This window comes from Mesorhizobium sp. M1006 (assembly GCF_040318825.1).
Classification (GTDB): Bacteria; Pseudomonadota; Alphaproteobacteria; order Rhizobiales; family Rhizobiaceae; genus Mesorhizobium.
Window position 1 is genome coordinate 125,007 of sequence record NZ_JAMYMZ010000004.1, and the last position, 22,607, is coordinate 147,613.

The 22,607-nt window shown below is 64.0% G+C and carries 16 protein-coding genes; 2 read left to right on the plus strand and 14 right to left on the minus strand.

Translation table 11 applies throughout. The features are described from left to right. Positions 1-52: 52 nt before the first annotated feature. Positions 53-220 carry a hypothetical protein gene (locus tag NKH60_RS05285; RefSeq protein ID WP_352448160.1) on the plus strand — a complete coding sequence of 56 codons (168 nt, stop codon included), beginning with the start codon at positions 53-55 and terminating at the stop codon, positions 218-220. A 4-nt stretch (positions 221-224) separates the two neighbouring features. On the opposite strand, the gene NKH60_RS05290 is transcribed toward NKH60_RS05285, so the two are convergent. Together NKH60_RS05290 and NKH60_RS05295 are read right to left on the minus strand one after the other, a co-directional pair. Next, a complete protein-coding gene (locus NKH60_RS05290; protein WP_352833808.1) occupies positions 225-977 on the minus strand; it encodes a metallophosphoesterase family protein in 753 nt (250 codons plus the stop codon). Continuing rightward, entirely contained in the window at positions 970-1,782 is an 813-nt protein-coding gene (locus NKH60_RS05295) for a nucleotidyltransferase family protein (RefSeq protein ID WP_352849953.1), read from the minus strand. The genes NKH60_RS05290 and NKH60_RS05295 overlap by 8 nt, the downstream gene beginning before the upstream one ends. A 718-nt stretch (positions 1,783-2,500) precedes the next feature. Here NKH60_RS05295 and NKH60_RS05300 point away from each other — a divergent pair. Beyond that, positions 2,501-3,364, plus strand: coding sequence for a hypothetical protein (locus tag NKH60_RS05300; protein ID WP_352833803.1), 864 nt, complete (start codon positions 2,501-2,503; stop codon positions 3,362-3,364). 59 nt (positions 3,365-3,423) lie between these two features. Here NKH60_RS05300 and amaB read toward each other — a convergent pair whose 3' ends face one another. The 12 genes from amaB to NKH60_RS05360 all read right to left on the minus strand — a co-directional run bounded on the left by amaB (position 3,424) and on the right by NKH60_RS05360 (position 22,584). Continuing rightward, positions 3,424-4,938 carry an L-piperidine-6-carboxylate dehydrogenase gene (gene amaB / locus NKH60_RS05305; protein WP_352833888.1) on the minus strand — a complete coding sequence of 505 codons (1,515 nt, stop codon included), beginning with the start codon at positions 4,936-4,938 and terminating at the stop codon, positions 3,424-3,426. Between the two features lie 183 nt (positions 4,939-5,121). Further along, positions 5,122-6,396, minus strand: a complete 1,275-nt coding sequence (locus NKH60_RS05310) for an RNA polymerase sigma factor (RefSeq protein WP_352448164.1) — start codon at positions 6,394-6,396, stop codon at positions 5,122-5,124. Next, positions 6,393-6,767: a YciI family protein gene (locus tag NKH60_RS05315; RefSeq protein ID WP_292663532.1), complete on the minus strand. Its 375-nt coding sequence runs from the start codon at positions 6,765-6,767 to the stop codon at positions 6,393-6,395. The genes NKH60_RS05310 and NKH60_RS05315 overlap by 4 nt, the downstream gene beginning before the upstream one ends. A gap of 84 nt (positions 6,768-6,851) precedes the next feature. Next, on the minus strand, positions 6,852-7,970 hold the full coding sequence (locus NKH60_RS05320; protein ID WP_352833800.1) for a DNA topoisomerase IB: 1,119 nt from the start codon (positions 7,968-7,970) through the stop codon (positions 6,852-6,854). Positions 7,971-8,088: 118 nt separating this feature from the next. Beyond that, positions 8,089-8,973, minus strand: a complete 885-nt coding sequence (locus tag NKH60_RS05325; protein ID WP_352833798.1) for a transglutaminase family protein — start codon at positions 8,971-8,973, stop codon at positions 8,089-8,091. Positions 8,974-8,980: 7 nt separating this feature from the next. Further along, positions 8,981-11,392 (minus strand): circularly permuted type 2 ATP-grasp protein, encoded by a 2,412-nt coding sequence (locus NKH60_RS05330; RefSeq protein WP_352833795.1) that lies wholly within the window; start codon positions 11,390-11,392, stop codon positions 8,981-8,983. Positions 11,393-11,398: 6 nt separating this feature from the next. Then, positions 11,399-14,761 (minus strand): transglutaminase family protein, encoded by a 3,363-nt coding sequence (locus NKH60_RS05335; protein WP_352871398.1) that lies wholly within the window; start codon positions 14,759-14,761, stop codon positions 11,399-11,401. 445 nt (positions 14,762-15,206) lie between these two features. Next, positions 15,207-16,412 carry an acyl-CoA dehydrogenase gene (locus NKH60_RS05340; protein WP_352577767.1) on the minus strand — a complete coding sequence of 402 codons (1,206 nt, stop codon included), beginning with the start codon at positions 16,410-16,412 and terminating at the stop codon, positions 15,207-15,209. A gap of 242 nt (positions 16,413-16,654) precedes the next feature. After that, the gene (locus NKH60_RS05345) at positions 16,655-18,967 is read right to left on the minus strand and encodes a Tex family protein (protein ID WP_352850062.1); all 2,313 of its coding nucleotides are present in this window, start codon (positions 18,965-18,967) and stop codon (positions 16,655-16,657) included. 119 nt (positions 18,968-19,086) lie between these two features. Beyond that, the gene (locus NKH60_RS05350) at positions 19,087-20,268 is read right to left on the minus strand and encodes a serine hydrolase domain-containing protein (RefSeq protein ID WP_352871401.1); all 1,182 of its coding nucleotides are present in this window, start codon (positions 20,266-20,268) and stop codon (positions 19,087-19,089) included. A 28-nt stretch (positions 20,269-20,296) separates the two neighbouring features. Then, positions 20,297-21,493, minus strand: a complete 1,197-nt coding sequence (locus tag NKH60_RS05355) for a serine hydrolase domain-containing protein (RefSeq protein WP_352833783.1) — start codon at positions 21,491-21,493, stop codon at positions 20,297-20,299. Between the two features lie 62 nt (positions 21,494-21,555). Next, on the minus strand, positions 21,556-22,584 hold the full coding sequence (locus NKH60_RS05360) for an extracellular solute-binding protein (protein ID WP_352524551.1): 1,029 nt from the start codon (positions 22,582-22,584) through the stop codon (positions 21,556-21,558). Between the last annotated feature and the right edge of the window lie 23 nt (positions 22,585-22,607).

The window sequence follows — 22,607 nt, forward strand, 5'->3', positions numbered from 1 at the left end:
CGGGAACCAGCTGACCCATTGCGTTGTTCTGCGCCAAGAGGAGATGATCACGATGGCCACTATTCCTACACCCGAGCCAATGCCGACCCCGGTGCCGCCGCCTCCCATCCCCGATCCCAAGCCCGTGCGTGAGCCGGACCCCGACAGGCTCCCCGACGAGGACCCCATTCCCAATCCGGATGAAAACGATATTCCGCCGAAGCGGGCGTTCAACATCTAGCCTATTAGATTTCGAGCACAGCGTAGGGGCGGCCGGTCGGCTTGGCCACATGCATGGCAACGTTATAGACCGACGCCCCGCCCGGTGTGCGGCCCTCGTAGGCGCCGCGATGCGCATGGCCATGCACCACCGCGCTGACCTGGAACCGGTCTATTGTCTCGGCCAGGCGTGACGAACCGAGAAACGGGAAGATCTCCAGCGGCTCGCCTTCGACCGTCTCGACGACAGGCGCGTAGTGCAGAACGACAAGCGTGCGTTTGGCGCGGACCTGCCGCATTGCGTTTTCAAGCCGCATCGCTTCGTTCACGCTTTCCGCCACCATTGACTTGATCGCCGGTTCGCCGAAGGAGCCGAGCATGCGCGACCCAAAACCGCCAACGAAACCCTTGACCCCAACGAACCCGACCTCGTGAATCTCTATCGCCTCGCCGTCGAGCAGGTGAACGCCCGCCTGGCGCAGAATGTCGGTGACCTGCTCGACGGCGCCTGACTCATAGTCGTGGTTGCCAAGTACGGCGACGACCGGGATCGTGCAGGCACGCAGTTCCTCGGCAAGGATTTCGGCCTCCCGAGGCTTGCCGAGATTGGTAAGGTCGCCCGTCAGCACGAGAACCTGGGCTGCACGCGACATCTCGCCGAAAAGATCGCGGTACGAGGCCTGGTCCTCCTTGCCGACATGCAGATCGCCAATGGCGGCGACTTTGAGTGCGCTGCCGTTTTCCGCCTTCGGCGAAGCAGTTTCGAGCTCGTCAGCCATTGCTATGTTCTCCTTCACCGCCGACGTCGGCAAAGCCCCATTCCTTGACGTCGATCTCATAGTCGGTTCGTGAAAGCATGCGCCCGCGGCAGATCCGCATCCGGGAAGGCGGCAGTTCGCGCTGTTTGGCCAGCCGGTCGAGCAATTCGTCGAGCAGCCACGCCGGCACACGGTCTCGCTCCGTCGGATAGATCCATCGGAAGTTCAAGAGATGCATCAGCAAGACTTCCCAATGGACTTCCATGTAGGAAAGCAGCCTTTGCCAATCGATCTGGTCGTGCGCCTTGAGGATGGTGTGCGCGACGTCGGCGCCATCGTGGCGGCGGCGGTCCTGGATGAAGCTTTTGGACCAGATAAGCTCGGTTGGGCCGATGATCCGCACCTGGCTGCCCAGCAATTCGCCCTGACGGGCGTGCTCCAGCCACAGGTCGTCGACGGGCATTGTGCCGTTCATCGAGGCGAAAATGACGTCGAAAAAATGCGTGCCCTTGAACACTTTGCCGAGCCACCGGTCGTCCTCGACCACGACGGCGTAACCGATCCGCTTGAAATGGGCGAGGATGCGCGGGCAGTCGCCGGCCTTGCAGAAAATATCGAGATCCTTGGTCAGGCGGGTGATCCCGGTATAGGCGCTTACGGCATAGGTGCCGGCGACGAGAAAGGGGATGCCGGTCGTGACAAGCTCGCGGATCGCCTCGATATAAAAGACCTCCGCTTCGGCATTGCGAGGCGTCGGGGCGGCTTTTGGATCGACCGACGGAACGGATGCCGGGATGGCGCTTTCCGGTGGGGGATTAATGATCATAGCTATGGCTCCTGGCCCGGCAGACCAGCAGCCGCCTGTATCTAATAGCCAAGCACGCCCGATGGTTCCCGCCGTTACGCGGCACTGCCGCTCCCGCCGCTGCATCAGGCGAACACATCGCCGTCGCAGGCCTTCGAAGCGGTCATGGCTGTCGCCGTCGCGGCAGTGATGAAAAGACATGCGACCGGTTATTTTGGCGTCAGGATCGCAGTGCAATCAGCCTCAAGCGCGTCGAGGCGGAGTAGGCCCGCTATCATCCTCAGGTCCGGAAAGGATTGGCTTCAACATGGTTCCGGAGCTGTCGGAGGCGCTGCGCACCCGGCGCAACAGCCATTTGAGCGCCCGTAGCCAAACCGACTCTGTTTTCCGTAACGGTGCAGGCGGCGTGGCGAAAAGGCCATTCTCCATTTTGTAGTTCCTCACAGTCTCAGTCCAAATCAGCGTTCTTCAACGAGCAAAGCTTGTGTTGGTTCCGCGTCGCCATCGGCGGGAGCACGGGCTGGACGGGGCGAGGCCATCATTGGCGGGTTCGAGCGGGCTAGCCTTCTGCAGGGAGATCAGCGCCTCGCGAGATCAGCCTCGGCGATCAAGTGGCGGAATTCAGCTACCAGCCGGCGGGATTCGGCTCGTATCCTGATGCGCCGGCTCTGGACACGACCCGCGAAGGCTGAAATTGTGATCGTATTTCCAGTTGCAAATTTGGTTGGGCTCGGCGGGGATGGCGCTGGTTTCTGAAGACATTGCCCGCCATCCGGCGCTGCGTCGCCATGTCCAGGCTCAGTCGCGGACGCTTCTCCAGACCTATGAAGCGAACCCGCGGCTGGCCTCCGTATTCGCCACCCAACAACGTTGGCTGATGGCCCATATCGGCCTTGCCTTGTATTTCAATCGAGAGCCGGACGATCATCGCAAGGGACTTACGTCCGCACGGTTCATGGACGACATCTGCCGGCATTCGGTGGCCAGCCGCAACACCGCCGACGCCTTTCTGAAGGAGATGCTGCATTACGGCTTCATCCGGCATCTGCCGATCAAATATGGGCGCATCCGCCCCTTTGAGCCGACCGCGGGCACTCTGGAGACGGTTGCCGGCTGGGTCATGGCTCATCTCAGAACGCTGGACAGCCTGGACAGCGGATTTCGACTGGCTGCATTCGTCGCACAACCGGACATGCTCGCCAAACTGCAGCCGCTGGTGGCCGACGGCCTGCTTTCGTCGCATGCCGTGCGGGAGCCGAGACAGACCTTTTCCTTATTCACCTGGCTCGACAATGGCGGCATCGTCATGGATTGGCTGATGTCCGGCGTCGACCCCGATCATGCCGACCTGGGCCGAATCCCGACCGGTGTCGTCTCAATCGGAGATTTCGCGAACTGGCTCAAGCTTTCCCGGACCCACCTGTCACGCAAATTGGGCGATGCCGAAGAACTCGGCAGCGTCGGCTGGTTGGGCCAGCGCGGTCACTCGGTCATGTGGGTGTCGAGCGAGTTCTATCAGGAATACATGACCGCCCAGGCGGTCAAGCTCGCCATCATCGATGCAGCCTTCGACAACTGTGTTGTAACTTCGCAAGCCAGCTGAACCGCGAGCCGAACGCCGTCGTGGCGGCTTTCGCGCCGCCGCGACGGAGGTCTGGCTTTTCAATCGATGTCGAACGACACGCCCTGCGCAAGCGGCAGCGCCTTGGAATAATTCACCGTATTGGTGGCGCGCCGCATATAGGCCTTCCAGGCATCGGAGCCGCTCTCGCGGCCGCCGCCGGTTTCCTTCTCGCCACCGAAGGCACCGCCGATCTCGGCCCCTGACGTGCCTATATTGACGTTGGCGATACCGCAGTCCGATCCGTCGACGCTAAGAAAGCGCTCGGATTCCTGCAGGTCGCGGGTAAAGATCGAGGATGACAGCCCCGCTCCCACCGCATTGTGTTCTTCTAGCGCGGTGTCGAATTCCGAATATTTCATCACATAGAGGATGGGCGCGAAGGTTTCCTCTGTCACGGGCGAAACCTGCCGCGGCATTTCGACCAGCGCCGGACGCACATAGTAGGCGTCGGGGTGACCGTTCTCGACCCGCATTCCGCCGGTTATCTTACCGCCATGCGAAGCCGCCTCCTCCAGCGCCTTCTGCATATTCTCGTAGGCAGCCTTGTCGATCAGCGGGCCAACCAGAGCGCTTGTCTCCAGCGGATTGCCGACCGAGACGCTCTCATAAGCCTTCTTCAGGCGCGGAACGAGCTGGTCATAGACGCTCTCATGCACGAACAGGCGCCTGAGCGTCGTGCAGCGCTGGCCGGCCGTGCCCATGGCGCCGAAGGCGATAGCGCGGAGCGCCATGTCCAGATCGGCCGTCGGGCAGACGATGCCGGCATTGTTGCCGCCGAGCTCCAGCACGGCACGGGCAAAGCGCTTCGCCAGCCGTGGGCCGACATCCCTGCCCATGCGCGTCGAGCCGGTGGCCGAGACCAGCGGCACCCTGGGATGATCGACCAGGATCTCGCCGACGGCGCGATCGCCGATCAGCACGGGCGCCAGTCCCTGCGGCGCGTCAGCACCGAAACGCTTTACCGCGCGTGCAAAAATCGCCTCACAGGCGAGCGCCGTCAGCGGTGTCTTCTCCGACGGCTTCCACACCACCGCGTCGCCGCAGACCAGCGCAAGTGCTGCGTTCCACGACCACACCGCGACCGGAAAGTTGAAGGCCGAGATGACGCCTACGACACCGAGCGGATGCCAGGTCTCCATCATGCGATGGCCGGGACGCTCGGTGGCGATGGTCAGGCCGTACAATTGCCGGGAAAGACCGACGGCGAAATCGCAGATGTCGATCATCTCCTGCACTTCGCCAAGACCTTCGGATGGGATCTTGCCGACTTCGATCGATACCAACCGGCCAAGCTCGGCCTTGTGTGTGCGCAATTCCTCGCCGAGCAGCCGCACCAGTTCGCCACGCTTGGGAGCTGGCACCTGCCGCCACGCCAGGAAAGCTTTGTGGGCATTGTCGATGGTCGTTGCCGCATCGGCCGGCGAGATGGTCTTCAGCGCGGCGATCTGCTCGCCGGTCACCGGGCTGCGCACGATAAGATCGCCGCCCGTAAGCGCGCGCTCGGCAACGCCCAGTTTCGCCAGAAGCCCGGCCGTTTCCTTCGCAATCGTCATTTTCATCCCTTTCAGATCCCGTCGCTCATATGGCGTCGGTCCAAGCCTTGCGCCATACCCACTCCCTGCCGGTCGGCACACCAGGCGCTGTCATGGCGTGGCATTACGCGTTTCAGGGAGAAATCGCCACCCCGGCATGGTCCAAGCCGGCGTCCGACTGTTGAACCAGCCAGATAGAGCGAATCAGTGTGCCGTCTTGGCGGTTTCCCGCACGGCGCTTTCTTTCATCAGCCGGTCGATATGCATGCGGATATGCGCTGCCTCGGCGGCCGTGTTGGCGAGCGCGATAGCGCGGTCGAAAGCGACACGCGCCTCCTCGCCGCGGCCAAGCTGCATCAGCAGTCCGCCCTTGAGGCCGAAGAAATGGAAATAGCCGGAAAGCCTTCCCTCCAGCGGCTCGATCATGGCGAGTGCGGCTTCCGGTCCACGCACCTTGGAGACCGCGACGGCGCGGTTGAGCGTCACCACCGGCGACGGCTGCATCTGCTCGAGCAGTCCGTAGAGCAGGTCGATCTCGTTCCAGTCCGTGTCCTCGGGCTTTTCCGCCCGCGCATGCAGTGCGGCGATCGCCGCTTGCACCTGGTAGGGACCGGGCTTGCGATGGCGCAACGCCTTGTCAACCAGCGCCAGGCCTTCATCGATCATCTTGCGGCTCCACAGGCTGCGGTCCTGGTCTTCGAGCAGCACGATCTCGCCGTTCTCGTCGAAGCGAGCCGGCGAGCGTGCATGCTGCAGCAGCAACAGCGCCGTCAGCCCCATGATCTCCGGCTCGGTCTGGAACAGCCTGAGCAGCAGCCGGGCCAGCCGGATCGCCTCTTCGCAAAGCGGCGCACGCGCCGAAGCCTCGCCGCTGTTGCTGGAATAGCCTTCGTTGAAGATCAAGTAGACCATGGCGGCGACGGCGGCGAGCCGTTCGGAGCGCTCGACCGCTCCCGGCGTCTCGAACGGCACCCCGGCGTCGGCGATACGCGCCTTGGCGCGCGTGATACGCTGCTCCATGGCGCTTTCACCGACGAGGAAGGCGCGGGCGATCTGCTTGACCGTCAGGCCGGAGACGATGCGCAACGCCACCGCGATCTGCTGTGTGGCCGGCAGGTCGGGATGGCAGCAGATAAACAGCAGCCGCAAAATATCGTCGCGGTAATGCGCCCCGTCCAGCCGCTCGGCGACGTCGCTCTCGGCATCCTCCAGATCGGAGATCTGGTCCTCCTCCGGCAGCGGCGCCTGCTTGGCGCGCTTGCGCACCGCATCGATGCCGCTGTTGCGGCCGACGAAGATCAGCCAGGCTGCCGGATCGCGCGGCGGACCGTTTTTCGGCCAGTTGTTCAGTGCCCTCAGGCAGGCGTCCTGGAATGCTTCCTCCGCCGCGTCGAGGTCGCGGAAGTAGCGCAGCAATGCCCCCATCGCCTGCGGGCGAGCGGTGCTGATTGCCGTGCTGATCCAGGCGAGTTCGGTCATGCGGAAACCTTGGCGGGATTGAACAGCGAGACCGGCCGGATTTCGTAGGAGCCGCCGCTCGGGTTGACCTCGGAAAGCTCGCGCGCGAAGTCGACGGCCTCATCGAGGTCGGCGCATTCGAGCGTGTAAAAGCCGAGGAACTGTTCCTTGGTTTCGGCAAACGGGCCGTCGATGACGATCGATTCGCCCTTGACCTTCCTCAGCGTCGTCGCCGCGGTCGTCGGCAAGAGCCGCGCCACCGGGCCAAGCCGGCCCGCCTGGGCATATTTTTCCTGCACACCGATAAGCTTTTCCATGACGGCGTCGTCCTGCTCCTTGCTCCAGGAGCAGACGACGTCTTCGGAAGCATAGCAGAGGATCGCGTAGAGCATGGGTCGTCCTTTTCTCTGTCAAAGGACGAAACACTAGGACCGATGCCGACATGGCGTCGACAAAAAAATACGCTCCGTCCGGCGTCATTCCCTCGCCTTCAGCCATCTCAAGACCAAGGCCTCCTCGTCGTCGAGCCCGGCGATCGAGCGCTTGCCTTGGTTGGCATCCGCCATTTCGTCCAGCAGCCGTCCTTCGGGCCAGGCGCGGAACACTTCCGGATGGATGTAGCATTGGCGACAAACCGCGCGCGTATTGCCGAGCCGCTCGGCAACCTTGTCGATGACATTGTTCATCACCCGCTTTTGCTGCGCCTGGCTTTCCGGACGTTCGGTTTGCGCAAACAGCGACGCCGCATGGATGGTGCCACCCCAGGTTCTGAAGTGCTTGGAGCTGAACTCCGCTCCGGCATTTTCCCTGATATAGCGGTTGACGTCGTCTGAGCGCACCGGATGCCTGTTTCCGTCCTCGTCGAGATACTGGAACAGTTTTTGGCCCGGCAGGTCCTGCGCTCCACGCACGACCTTGGCAATCCGGCGATCGACAAGTTTCAATCTCCATTCCTTGCCGGATTTACCGATGAAGGCAAAGCGCAGGCTCGAGCCCTTGATGTAGACATGGCGGTCACGCAGCGTGGTCAGCCCAAAACTCTTGTTGTCGCGGGCATAGGCGGCATTGCCGACACGGATCATCGTGTTGTCGAGCAGCCAGACGATAGCCGCAACGACGCGTTCCAGCGGCAGGCCGTGACGGCGCAAATCGACGTCGATCTGCCGCCGCAGTTCGGGCAGGCTTTCGGCGAAGGCAATCAGGCTCGAATATTTGACGCCGTCACGCTCCTCCGCCCAGTGCGGGTGATAGCGGTATTGTTTGCGGCCGCGCTGGTCCCGACCGGTCGCCTGGATGTGACCGTCGGCATCCGGCGAGATCCACACATCCGTCCAGGCCGGTGGAATGGCGAGCGCCTTGATGCGTGCCAGCGCCTCCCCGTCGACAATCCGCCCGTCGGGTCCTTTGTACGAGAACCCCTTGCCCGAACGCAGCCGGCGAATACCGGGTTCAGTGTCGGTGACATAGTTGAGCGAGGCCCGAACGGCCGAGGCTTGCGCGCCGTTCTCCAGCGCTCCGTTGTGCGGCACCGCGTTTTTTGGTGCAGCTTTCCTCACAGCCGATTGGCCAGACGACGACCCGGATTTGTCCAGCATGTCCTCTCCACGGAATTTCCGTAGATAAGCCGCTTGCCGGCTGCGGGTTCCAACGCCTCTTGATCTCTTGGTCCCAGAACAGCCTATCGACGTCGCCGTGCGTCGAAGACGTGCGTCGTCACGCCTTTTCGAGCACGACCGGAACGACGTCGACCGCCTGCTCGCCGACCTGTCCACCGGTGGTTTTCAGCACGCCGACGATCGGCGCCACATCGGAGTAATCGCGGCCGTAGCCGACCGTGATATGGTCGTTGCTAGCCCGCATGCCATTGGTCGGATCGAATTCCTGCCAGCCGGCATCGCGCCCGCACCACACCTTGACCCAGGCGTGCATGGCGTCGGCGCCTTCGAGCCGCGGCTTCCCGCGCGGCGGGATGGTGCGCAGGAACCCGCTGACATAGCCCGCGGGAATACCGAGGCCGCGCAGGCCGGCGATCATGATGTGGGAGAAATCCTGGCAGACGCCGCGCTTCAGGCCAAAGGCGTCGCTGGCCCGCGTCTGCACGGTGGTCGCCTCGCCGTCATAGGTGAAATCGCGGTGAATGCGGTTGCACAGAGCCATGGCCGTGCCGACTGTCGAACCGCCGGCACTGCCTTTCGCATAGGCAGTGATTGCCGCGTCGATGCCGGCATGATCGCTGGCGGCCAGAAAGTGATGCGGCGAAGCCGGCGCCAGCGAGTGCACTGCGCCGAGTTCTTCCCTCAGCCGGCGTATGTCCGGCGATACGTCGAGCCCGGGTTCGGGCCGCGACACTGAAACACGCGCGCTCATCCTGATGTCGAGCGCATCATGCGCGTCACGAAAGGCGATCGAGGTGACACTGTTGCCGAAAAAGTCGGAAAAGTCGGAACGTTCGCTGGGCGCCGGCACAAAAGACAGTGAAGCGGCGATGACGCGCTGCACGCCAGGGATGGTCGGCGGCAGCACGCGCACCTGATGGCGGCCACCGCCGGCCGCCGCATCATAGTCGTAACGCAGGTGAAGCCTGATGTCGTAGAGCATGCTGTCTCTACCCGAAATAGGCTTTGGCGAGGCTGTTGTAGAGCCCGCCGATTTCATTGGCGAGATCGCCGAGGGCCTTGGCCGTCATGTCCGAGGGCTCCTTGATGGCGATCGACGTGTTGAGCTGCAGGATTTCCTTGGCCGCCGGCGACATATGGCCTTCAGCGCCGACAGCGGGCAGCAGCGCGATTTCGGCCTTCAGCCGTTCGAGCTGGAAAAGGATTGAGCGCGGGTTGAGCGGATCGAGCGCCAGAAGGTCGACCACGGTGCGCCGCCCCGCCTGCACCGGATACTGCCGACGGTGGGTCATGACGCTGTCGCCGATCTCCAGCATCATGTCGAGCGCACCTTCCGGCGCCTGGGCTCCGGTCAGCCGGGCGAGCGTGCGGGCGATCTGGATGCCGCGTTCGAGCCTGCGGCCGATTTCCAGGAAACGCCAGCCGGCAAAGCGGTACATGTTCTCGTGCAGCAGGCCGGAAAACCCGGCCAGCTTGCGCAGGATGACCGTCATTGCCCTTGTCGCGTCGTCGCCCGGCGCCACGGTCGCGGCAAATTGATGGATGGTCTTCGACAGATCCTTCAATGCCAGCCAGCCATCGGGCGAGAAGCGGTCGCGGATCTGCCCGGCGCTGTAAACGGCGCTGTCCAGCGTGCCGATGAGCCCCAATGGGATTGCCGTCTCGACGTCGATGCCGAACGGCGCGAGATAGTCGCTGATATCGGCGAGCAGCGGCATCTCGGGATCGGATGTCTCGGCCAGCCGCACATGGTAGGCGCGCAGGATGCGCACCGTGTCTTCCGATCGCTCGATATAGCGGCCGAGCCATGTCAGGTTCTCAGCCGCGCGGCTGGGCAGGCTGCCCGGCAGGGTTCGGGTGAAGCTGTCGTGCTCCTGCGGCAGCAGTGTCTCGCGCTCGACCGGCCTGTCGCTGACCACCCAGACATCCGCCGCCTGGCCGCCGCGCTGCATGGCGATGGCCGTCGGGTCGAGCGAAAAGCCGACACGGGCAAACCCGCCCGGCATCACGGTCCAGCCTTCCGGCGTCCGCGCCAGATAGACGCGCAGGCTTGCCGGCCGCGGCTCCAGCCAACCGCCGACATAGACAGGCGTGGTCGACAGCGTCACCGCTTCCTGGCCGACGAAGTCGCCGCCGTCCCGTTCGATCCTGGCGACCAGTTCGGCCCGTTCCTCGACCGACAGCGCCGACCCGAGCTTGGTCGAGCCGTCGTCCTCGAAGGCAAGCCGCGTCGACAGCGCCGGGCCGATCACCATGCTATCGATGTTGGCGAGCACATGTTCACGCTCCGTCTCCTGCCCGCACCACCATGTCGCGACCGTCGGCAGCAGCAGTTCCTCGTTGCGCAGGGCGCGCGAAATCTTGGGCAGGAAGGCGAGCAACGCGCGCGTCTCCATCAGGCCGGAGCCCAGTGCATTGACGGCCGAAACCGCCCCTTGCCGAACCGCCTCGACCAGCCCCGGCGTGCCGATCTGCGAGTCCGGCCGCAATTCAAGCGGATCGGCGAAGGCGGCGTCGAGCCGCCGCCACAAGACGCTCACCGGCATCAGCCCCGAAACCGTGCGCACCATCAGCCTGCCGCCGGAGACGGTCAGGTCCTCGCCCTCGAGCAGCATGATGCCGAGATAGCGGGCGATATAGGCATGTTCGTAATAGGTTTCGTTCAGCGGTCCCGGCGTCAGGATGGCGACACGGCCGCCGGCTTGCCTGGCCATGCCGATCAGCGCGTCGCGGAAGCGACGGAAGAAGCCGGCCAGGCGGTGCACATGCATTTCGCCGTAGATGTCGGACAGCGCCCTTGTGGTGGCGACGCGGTTTTCCAGCGCAAAGCCGGCGCCCGACGGCGCCTGTGTGCGGTCGCCAAGCACCCACCAGCGGCCGTCCGGGCCACGACCGAGCTCGAAGGCGCAGAAATGCAGGAAATGGCCGCTCGCCGGCCTGGTGCCGACGACCGGCCGCAAATATTCCGGGCTGGCCGCGATCAATCCGGCCGGCAGAATGCCTTTCTCGACCAGCCGGTTCGGCCCGTAAATGTCGGCGATGGTCTCCTCGAACAGATCGGCGCGCTGGACCAGGCCGGCGCTGATGTCAGCCCATTCCTGCTCCTCGATCAGCAGCGGCACATGCGCCAGCGGCCATTCCCGCTCGTTGGCGCCGGCTTTGTCATAGACGCGGTAGTAGACGCCGGCGTCGCGCAGGTACTGGTCGGCGCGGGCGAAGCGCTGGGCAAGCTTTTCCGGCCCCAGGTCCTCCAGCGACTCGATGAAGTGCCGCCAGGCCGGCCGCGGATTGCCCGACGCATCGACCATCTCGTCGACGACGCCGTCGATCGGCTGGTAGTGCTCCAGCAGACTGTGGGTCTGCGGCTTGCTGCGCAGCCTTTTGTGATTCCCCTTCGCCATGGCTGATCAGAGTCTTTGCGGCCGCCGAAGGTCAAGGGTCATCGGGAAATCTTCAGAGGCTTCTTCGTTGCGCAGCACATAGCTGGACGGCGTATGGCCACGCGGCTCGAAGCGAGCGAGCCGCCGCGCCTCCGCTTCGTTGCCATTGACCGGGAAGGTGTCATAGCTGCGCCCGCCGGGATGTGCGACATGGTAGACGCAGCCGCCGACTGCGCGGCCCGACCAGCGGTCATAGATGTCGAAGACCAGCGGGGTGTTGACCGGCAGCGCCGGATGCAGGCCGGACGCCGGCTGCCAGGCCTTGAAGCGCACGCCGGCCACCGCGATCTCGCGGTTGTCGGTCACCTTCATCGGCACGACGCGGCCGTTGCAGACGACGGCGTGACGCTCCGGGTTGAGCCCCTCGGTCTTCACCTGCAGCCTTTCGACGGAGGAATCGACAAACCGTACGGTGCCGCCGATCGCGCCTTGCTCGCCCATCACGTGCCACGGCTCGAGCGCCTGCCTGAGCTCCAGCTTGACGCCGGCATGCTGGACGTCGCCGCAGAACGGGAAGCGGAATTCGAGCTGGGCATCGAACCATTCCGGACGGAACGCAAAGCCGTTCAGCTTGAGGTCGTCCAGCACATCGAGAAAATCCGCCCATACATAATGCGGCAGCATGAAACGGTCGTGCAGCGAAGTGCCCCAGCGCACGAAGCGGCCGTCGAGCGGGTTCTTCCAGGCCCGGGCGATGATGGCGCGCACCAGCAATTGCTGCGCCAGGCTCATGCGCGCGTTGGGCGGCATCTCGAAGCCGCGGAATTCGACCAGCCCGAGCCGGCCGGTCGGCCCGTCCGGCGAAAACAGCTTGTCGATGCAGATTTCCGAGCGATGGGTATTGCCGGTCACGTCTGTCAGAAGATTGCGGAACAGCCGGTCGACCAGCCACGGCAGGGGTGCCGCGCCCTTGTCCGGATGCGGCACCTGCGCCATCGCGATTTCGAGTTCGTAAAGCGAATCGTGGCGCGCCTCGTCGAAGCGCGGCGCCTGGCTGGTCGGGCCGATGAACAGGCCGGAGAACAGATAGGACAGCGACGGATGCCGCTGCCATTGCAGCACCAGGCTCTTCAACAGGTCGGGGCGGCGCAGGAACGGACTGTCATTGGGCGTTGCGCCGCCGACGACGACGTGGTTGCCGCCGCCGGTGCCGGTGTGGCGGCCGTCGATCATGAACTTGTCGGCGCCAAGCCGCGTCTGCCGCGCCTCTTCGTAGATCGCCGTGGTCGTCGCCACGCAATCCTGCCAATTCGCAGCGGGGTGGATATTGACCTCGATGACGCCGGGATCGGGTGCGACACGGATGACATTGAGGCGCGGATCGTGCGGCGGGCCGTAGCCTTCTATATGCACCGGCAGGCCGATCGCCCTTGCCGCGTTCTCAGCCGCCGCCACCAGTTCGAGATAATCCTCCAGCGCCTCGACCGGCGGCATGAACACACAAAGCCGTCCGTCGCGCGGCTCGACCGAAAGCGCCGTGCGCCCGGCGCCGCCGATCTCGGTGATCTCCTGTTCGACGCGGTCCTGCTGGCCGGTAACGGCCGTAAAGGATACCGCCTGCTGGCGTCGTGCCATCTCGTCGGCGCCCTCCAGTTCGGCCGGAGAAGCAGAACCGGGCAAGATCGCCTCGCGCGCCGGCAATGGTCCGCGCGGCAGCGATGGATCGACCGGGACTATGTAGGGGAACTGCGCCGGCGGCACATAGGGCAGCGTGCCGAGCGGCAGGCGGTAGCCGACCGGCGAATCGCCGGGCACCAGGAACAGCCTGCCGCGCCGCGTCTTCCACTTCTCCGAGCGCCAGCGCGGTCCGGACGCCTGGCTGTTCCAGCGCTGGACAGGCAGCACATAGCCCGACGGCTTGGTCAGCCCGCGTTCGAACACCCGCGCCATGCGGCTGCGCTCCTCGGGGTCCTCCAGCTTCGAATTGGAAGGATCGACGTTGTCCGGCAGCTTGCCTTCCTTGAGCAGCCATTCGGCGGGATCCTCATAGGCTTCGCTGACCATCGTCTTGTCGATGCCGAGTTCGTCGGCGATCGCCGTCAGCAGGCCTTCGGCCTGCTTCGGTCCGACATCCGCCTCGCTCTTTTCATGCGCGATCAGCGACGGGTCGCTCCACACCGGCTCGCCGTCGGTGCGCCAGTAGAGCGAGAAGGTCCAGCGTGGCAGGCTTTCGCCGGGGTACCACTTGCCTTGCCCGTAATGCAGGAAGCCGCCCGGCGCGAAGCGTTCGCGCAGCCGGCGGATCAGGGCATCGGCCTTTTCCCGCTTGGTCGGCCCGACGGCGGCGGTGTTCCACTCTGCAGCCTCGAAATCGTCGATCGAGACGAAGGTCGGCTCGCCGCCCATGGTCAGCCGCACATCGCCGGCCCGGAGCGCAGCATCGACCTGGACCCCCAGCGCGTCCAGCGCCTGCCAGCTCTCGTCGGAGAACGGCTTGGTAATGCGCGGACGCTCGGCGATGCGGTCTACCCGCATGTCGAAGCCGAATTCGACATTGGCGAAGCTCGCCATGCCGGAGATCGGCGCGGCATTGCGGAAATGGGGCGTTGCCGCGAGCGGCACATGGCTTTCGCCGGTGAGCAGGCCGGAGGTCGGGTCGAAGCCGATCCAGCCGGCGCCCGGCAGATACACCTCGCACCAGGCATGGAGGTCGGTGAAATCGGTCGCCGTGCCGGGCGGCCCGTCGAGCGCAACGAGGTCGGGTTTGAGCTGGATCAGGTAGCCGGAGACGAAACGCGCGGCGATGCCGAGGTTCCTCAGTATCTGCACCAGGAGCCAGCTCGAATCGCGGCACGACCCCTTGCCGGCGGCCAGCGTTTCCTCGGGCGAGAAGACGCCGGTTTCCATGCGCACGATATAGGCGATCTCGCGCTGCAGCCGCGCATTGAGGTCGACGACAAAATTGACGGTGTTGGTCGGGTGGCGCGCGATGGTTTTCAGGAATGCCTCCAACAGCGGCCCCGCCGGTTCCGGCGTTCGGTAGATGGTCAGATCGTCCCGGATCTCTTCGGGGTATTCGAATGGAAACGTCTCGGCCGACGGTTCGACGAAGAAATCGAACGGATTGTAGACCGTCATGTCGGCAACGAGATCGACCTCGATCTTCAACTCCGTCACCGGCTCGGGAAAGACGAAGCGGGCCAGGAAATTGCCGTAGGGGTCCTGCTGCAGATTGACGAAGTGATTTGCCGGCCCGACCTTCAGCGAATGGCTGAGCACCTTGGTGCGGGAATGCGGCGCAGGCTGCAACCTTATGACTTGCGGGCCCAAGACGACCGGCCGGTCGTATTTGTAGTGGGTCAGGTGATAGACGGCTGCCAGAATTGCCATGGTGCCCCTGAAGTCGGCGTTTCAAAAGGAGTTCGCTGAACCCTGACACGAATGCTGACCATTCTCCAAGCAGAGATGTTGCGCTGCACCTAAATCAAGCAGCTTTCACAGCTTCACGAAACGGAGCGCCGACCCCGGGATTCCGCAGTGTGGCGGCAAGACGTTGCAACGCTGCAGAGCCGAAGTCCGGCGGGTCAGCACCGGGCGCTTCCCGCCGATATCGATGATCGGCAGCACACGCGATGCTTCGTCGAAAAGAGCGGAAAAGAAAAAACCCGCCTCGGCGGGCGGGTCGTTGGAGCCAATTAGCACCATACCCAGATTAGTAGCATAGCTGCCGGCACAAAGCAAGAACAAAATGTGGCATGGTCGACGAAAGTTGCCGATCTCCCGCTTTGCGAGGGGAGATACCAGGCACGGGCATCCTGGAAGCGGAGCCTGAACCCTAAAAGAATGCCTGCAACCCGGTCTGCGCCCGTCCGAGGATCAGCGCATGCACGTCATGCGTGCCCTCGTAGGTGTTGACGGTTTCCAGGTTCTGGGCGTGGCGCATGACGTGATAACCGATCTGGATGCCATTGCCGCCATGCATGTCGCGGGCCTGGCGGGCGATGTCGAGCGCCTTGCCGCAATTGTTGCGCTTGACGAGCGAGATCATCTCCGGCGCCATCTTGCCTTCATCCATCAGCCGCCCGACGCGCAGGCTGCCCTGCAGGCCGAGCGCGATCTCGGTCTGCATGTCGGCGAGCTTCTTCTGGAAAAGCTGCGTACCGGCCAGCGGCTTGCCGAACTGCTTGCGGTCGAGGCCATACTGGCGGGCGCGGTGCCAGCAATCCTCGGCCGCGCCCATGGCGCCCCAGGAAATTCCGTAGCGCGCCCGGTTGAGGCAGCCGAACGGTCCCTTGAGACCCGAGACATTGGGCAGCAACGCGTCCTCGCCGACCTCGACGCCTTCCATCACCACTTCGCCGGTAATCGAGGCTCGCAGCGACAGCTTGCCGCCGATCTTCGGCGCCGATAGCCCGTTCATGCCCTTTTCCAGGACAAAGCCGCGAATCTGGTTGTCATGCGCGCCCCCACTTTCGTCGGACAACTTTGCCCAGACGACGAACACGTCGGCGATCGGCGCGTTGGAAATCCACATCTTCGAGCCGGAGATCCTGTAGCCGCTCGCGGTCTTTTCGGCCCGCGTCTTCATGCCGCCCGGATCGGAGCCGGCATCCGGCTCGGTCAGGCCGAAGCAGCCGATCCATTCGCCCGACGCCAGCTTCGGCAGGTATTTTTTGCGCTGCTCTTCCGAGCCATAGGCATGGATCGGATACATCACCAGCGACGACTGCACGCTCATCATCGAGCGATAGCCCGAGTCGATCCGTTCCACTTCCCGCGCGACCAGCCCGTAGGTGACGTAGTTGGCGCCGAGCCCGCCATATTCCTCGGGGATGGTGATGCCGAGCAGTCCGGCCTCGCCCATCTCGCGAAAGATCCCGGCGTCGGTCTTCTCCTCGAGATAGGCTTCCTCGATCTTCGGAGCGAGCTTGTCGGCGGCAAACGCCGCGGCGCCATCGCGCACCATGCGCTCGTCCTCCGAAAGCTGGTCCTCGATCAGGAAAGGATCATCCCAGACGAATGCGTTCTTGTCGGCGGCCATGGCTCTCGGTCTCCCAAACTCATGCATGTCGCCCAAAGCTTGCCCGCGGGCCTGACCCGAGGGTGTTCCGCAGCTTGGGGATAACGACATGCATCGAAACAGAAATTTTGAAACGCGCGGCTTATCGGCTCCCGTCCTGAAAAAATCAAACGAAATAGCTTCGCCGATCCATGAGCATTGGTGATGGATCATCAATGTCGAGCGCCGCCGTCTGACCTGGCGGCGCAGCCCGGCTCGCGAAATTACTTCCGCTTCAACGCATCGGCCAAAGCGGCGCCGAACGCGCCCTGCTGCACCGGCCGCTCCGGCTGGCGTTGGGGCGCGGGCGCGCGCGGCACCGGCCTGCCGCCATTGTCGCGCGGCTTCGGTGCGCCACCGCCACCATCCTTGCGCATCGACAGGCCGATGCGCTTGCGCTTGATATCGACATCGACGACACGCACCTTGACCACGTCGCCGGCCTTGACCACCTCATGCGCGTCCTTGATGAACCGATCGGCCAGTTGCGAGACGTGCACCAATCCGTCCTGGTGCACGCCGATATCGACGAAGGCGCCGAAGGCCGCGACATTGGTGACGGTGCCTTCAAGCTGCATGCCGGGCTTCAGATCCTTGATGTCGTCGATGCCGTCGGCAAAGGTCGCGGTCTTGAAGCCGGGGCGCGGATCGCGGCCGGGCTTTTCCAGCTCCGCCAGGATGTCGCGCACCGTCGGCAGGCCGAAGCGCTCATCGACGAAGACGCGCGGATCGAGCGCCTTGAGTGCGGCGCTGTCGCCCATCAGCGAGCGGACGTCGCGCCCGCAGGCCGCGACGATCTTCTTGGCAACGCCATAGGCCTCCGGATGCACGGCCGAGGCATCGAGGGGTTCGCTGCCGTTTGGAATGCGCAGGAAGCCGGCGCATTGCTCGAACGCGCGGGGTCCAAGGCGGGAGACCTTCAACAGTTCGCGGCGGCTGGCGAACGGGCCGGAGGCATCGCGATGCGCAACGATCGCCTCGGCCAGCGATGCGCCGAGACCCGAAACGCGCGCCAGAAGCGGTGCGGACGCCGTGTTGAGATCGACGCCGACGGCGTTGACCGCATCCTCGACCACGGCTTCCAGCGAGCGGCCGAGGCGGTACTGATCGACGTCGTGCTGGTACTGGCCGACGCCGATCGACTTGGGCTCGATCTTGACCAGTTCGGCGAGCGGATCCTGCAGGCGCCGCGCGATTGACACCGCCCCGCGCAGCGACACGTCGAGGCCTGGAAATTCAGCTGCCGCCGCTGCCGAGGCGGAATAGACCGAGGCACCGGCTTCGCTGACGATCACCTTGAGCGGCTTCGGCCCGGACCCGGCAGGCATATCAGCCAGCATGTCGGCCACCAGCCTTTCGGTCTCGCGGCTGCCGGTACCATTGCCGATCGAGATCAGCTCGACCTTGTGCAGCCGGATGAGCTTGGCCAGTTCGGCCTGCGTGCCGCGCACGTCGTTCTTCGGCGGGAACGGATAGACCGTTGTCGTCGCCAGCAGCTTGCCGGTGCCGTCCACCACCGCCACCTTGACGCCGGTGCGAATGCCCGGATCGAGCCCCATCGTCGGCCGCGAGCCGGCGGGCGCGGCAAGCAGCAAATCCTTGAGATTGCGGGCGAAGACATGGATGGCTTCTTCTTCGGCCCGCTCGCGCAGATCGCGCATCAGATCGAGCGTCAGGTGCAGCGACAGCTTTATGCGCCAGGTCCAGCCGGCGACCTCCATCAGCCAGCGGTCTCCCGGCAACTGGCGGCCGATGGCGTAGGCGTCGGCGATCATCCGCTCAACCGGTTTCACCGGAGAGGCGTCATCGGCATCGACTTCGATGTCGAGCGACAGAACCTCCTCGTTGCGGCCGCGCAACATGGCCAGCGCGCGATGACTCGGCACGTTGGCCCAGCGCTCGACATGGTCGAAATAGTCGGAAAATTTCGCGCCGGCCTCCTGCTTGCCGTCGACGACGCGCGAGCGCAGGAAGGCGCGTTCCTTCATGTAGGTCCGCAATCTGCCGACCAGGTCGGCATTCTCGGCGAACTGTTCGGACAGGATGTCGCGCGCACCCTCGAGCGCCGCCTTGGCGTCGGCCACGTCCTCGCTGATGTAGGCCAGCGCCAGCTCGGCGGGTACAGCCGTACGGTCGGCGAGAATAGCTTCCGCCAGAGGCCCGAGCCCGCGCTCGCGTGCGATCTCGGACTTGGTCCGGCGCTTCGGCTTGTAAGGCAGGTAGATGTCTTCGAGTTCGGCCTTGGTAGCGGCTGCAGCGATCTTTGCTTCGAGCTCCTCGGTCAGCTTGCCCTGCTCGCGGATCGAACCAAGGATGGTGTCGCGGCGCGCGTCGAGTTCGCGCAGATAGGCGAGCCGCTCGGCGAGGTCGCGCAGCTGCGTGTCGTCGAGGCCGCCGGTGACCTCCTTGCGGTAGCGCGCCACGAACGGCACGGTCGCACCGTCATCGAGCAAGCCGATCGCCGCCGCGGCCTGCTCGGGCCGGGCGGCGATCTCGGCGGCTATGATGGTTGCGATGCGCTTGATGTCGGCTGCCATGTCGTACCTGTCGCTAGTCGAAACGAGCAGCGACCATAGGCGCAGAGCACTGCCGCGCCAACTGCGCCATTTTCAACCCGGCGAGAGGTCCACAGGAAAGGTCGGGGCGTCTGGATGGATCAGACCATCCGGCTCAGCGCCTCGAAGAAAGAAATCATATCCAGATCGAGCGGATCGTCGACCGGTACCGGCTGCGACGACATCTTTGCGATTACCATTTCGGCCTTCGGATTGACGTAAAGCCACTGGCCGTGGATGCCGATGCCGCAGAAGGCGCCGCTTGCCGCGCCCGTCTGGTACCATTTGTTGCGATAGCGGCCACGCTGAAACAGGAACGCCATCGTGCCGCGCCGCCAGGCCCCGGCGTCACCGCCAGTTTCGGTCGTGTCACGCATCCAGGCTTCCGGGACGACGCGGCGGCCATTGGCCACGCCGCCTTGCCGCATCATCTCGCCGACGCGTGCAAGGTCGCGCGGCGTCACCGAAATGCCGCCGGCAGTGCGCGCCGTGCCTTCCGTGTCGACTGTCACCGAGGCGTCGCTGACGGCGCCGAGAGGCTCCCATAATTTTTCGCGCATCAGATCGGCGAAGCGCCGGCCCGACGCACGTTCGAGCAGGATGCCGAGCAGGTCGGAATTGGGCGAGCGGTAGCGGAACGTCCGGCCATGCGGCTCGGCCAGGCCCTGCAGCGTCATGAGGAAAGTGGCCAGGCTCTCGATGCCCCCGCCCGGATTCCACAGCATGGCGCGGCGGTAGCGGGCGAAGGCGCTTTCCGGATCGAGATAGGCCTCTTCGAAATCGAGGCTGACACTCATGTCGAGCACGTGCCGCACACGCGCATCGCCATAGGCCGAGCCGGCGGCTTCGGGCAGATAGCGGCTTACCGGTGCCTGCGGATCGAAAATCCCCTCGCCTTCCAATATGCCGGCAACAATGGCGGTCAGCGACTTGCTGATCGAAAAGACGATGTGGCGCGCCCCAAACTCCATATGCGGCGCGAACCAGTCGCCGACGAATTTGCCGCGTTTCATGATCGTCAGCGCGTCGGTATCGGAGCGCCTGAGAAAAGCCGCGACCGTCTCCGCGCCGCCTGCAAGAGCGACCTTTTCGCCAAGTAGCCCGCCGAAATCCTGCGCCGGCGCCTCGCTGCTGCCCGGCCTTGCCGCCACGGCAGCGCTCGGCACCAGCTCGCCGACATTCTGGAACGACCACCGGCTGAACGGGCTTTCCCGCCAGTTGCCGAGCAGAACCTCATTGCGGGCAAAGCCATACCTGGTCTCGAACGCGGTCTTGCCAGCCATAGGCGCTTCCTTCCGGGTCTTTGGCGTTCTAGGCGAGCGCCGCGGCAATGGCGTGCACGGCTTTCAGAGTGGCCACCGAATAGGCGACGTTGGTAAAATCCGGATAGCTCGAAAGCTTCACCACGACCATTTTCATATTCCAGTCGATGTGGATCAGCTGCCCGAACACGCCCCGGCACATCAGCGCGCGCGAGCGCGGGTCCTCGATCCAGAACTGGTTGCGGTAGCTGCCTTCCGGCAGGCTGGGACTGAAATCCGGTCCATGCCTGCCATTGCGCGTCGCCTCGATCCAGTCGGCCGGCACGATGCCGCCCCCATTGTCGAGGATCAGCTGGCCGAAGCGGCCATAGTCGCGCAGCGTGGCGTTGAAGCCCCCGTCGGCGACCGCATAACCGGCGCTGTCGACGGTAAAGCAGGCACTTTCATCGGCGCCGAGTTTTTGCCAGAGTTCGTCCGAAACCAGCTGCGCCAGCCGTTTGCCGCTCACCCGTTCCATGATGAAGGCAAGCACGTCGGTCTCGATCGAGCGGTATTCGAAGGCAGCGCCGTGCGGCCGGCTCTTTTCCTTGACCCCCAGGATCAGTTCGAACATATGCGATGGCCAGCGGAAGGCCGGATCGCTGCCCGGCGGCACCGGCTTCCAGCTGGTGGCGACATCGACCTGGCCGATATCGGAATAGGGGTCGGTGTATTCCTCGGAAAAGCGCACCCCGCTCGTCATGTCGAGCACATGCTGCACGCTGGCGCCTGCCCAGCCGGTCGCTTCCAGCTCCGGCAGATAGGCCGTCACCGGCAAGGCCGGATCGATCAGCCCGCGCCCGACCAGTATGCCGAACACCGAGGCCGTGACAGACTTCGCCATCGACTGTGATAGATGCAGCGTCCGTTCGGCCATGCCGTTGAAATAGCGCTCATAGGCGACCTTGCCGTCCTTGAGCACGAGAAACCCGTCCGTATAGGTCTCATCGAGCAGTCCGGCGAGCGTCGTCGGCTGCCCCATGCTGTCATTCACCGACAGCGCGTCGAGATCGACCTCGGCGCGCTCGAAGCGATGCCGATGGCCATTGCCGCGCCAGACTTCGACGGTCGGCAGAAATTCGCGGATGTGCTGGAACGCCCAACGATTCCATGGCGGCCGGTCCCAGTCGAGCTTCGGCGGCACCATCCGCGGCGGCGAACCCTGCATGATCGGCGGCGCCGGTTCGCTGTTGCGATAAGATTTCATCCAATCCCCTTGTCGCAAAGAAGGGAGGCCGAAGCCTCCCTTCGATCGATCCCACGTCGAGCCTATTTGCGCAGATTGGTCCAGATCTTGTTGTAGATCTCGACCACTTCCGGTGGGCAAGGTGGCACGAATTCCGCAGTCGGCGCACCAGCCGGTGGATTGATTTCCGGCGCGCTGGCGAAATCCGGCGACAGGAACTTGTGACTGCCGGTAATGCCGTTGTCGTAGCCGGCGAATTCCGAAATCAGCGCCGCGTTTTCCGGAGCCATGACGAAGTCCTGGAACAGCTTCGCATTTTCAAGGTTCTTCGCGCCCTTCAACACGGCCACATTGTCCATCCAGCCTTCGATGCCTTCCTTGGGATAGGCGTATTTGATCGCCGGAATTTTCTGGCGCGCACGATAGGTTGCGCCGTTCCACGCCTCCGTGACGATCACATCGCCCGAGGTGATCTTGGTGATGGTGTCGTAGCTGAAGGTCTTCCATGACGGCTTGGCGGCCATGAGAATGTCGTTGACCTTCTTCAGATTGGCCTTGTCGGCGCCGCAACGCGGCACGCCGGCATAGCGCTCGGCCGCGTGCATCACGGTGTTGACATCGTCGAGCATGTTGATCTGGCCTTTCAACTCGTCCGGCGGGTCGAACAGGATTGCCAGCGTGTCGATGTCGCCCTTGTATTTGTCGGTGTTGACTTCGAACGCGGTGGTGCCGAACTGCCACGGCACGGTGTAGTGACGGCCACTATCCCAGTAGATGTCGACGAAGCGCGGGTCGAGGTTCTTGCCGTTCGGCATCGCATTGGGCTCGGTCTTTTCGAGCAGGCCCTCATCGATCATGATCTTCACGGTGTAGTCGGACGGGACGACGATGTCGTAGCCGGAATTGCCGGCGCGCACCTTCGACAGCATGGTCTCGTTGGAATCGTAGTCGTCCAGCGTCACCTTGACGTTGTATTGTTTTTCGAATTTCTCGATCAGCTTGGGGTTGGTGTAATCACCCCAATTGTAGATGTGCAGCTCACCATCGGCGAGTGCAGGTACTGCCCATAAAAGTGCTGCCGTCGAAACGGCAGCCATCAGTTTCCTAGACATCACAGTCTCCTTTGCCTTCCCAT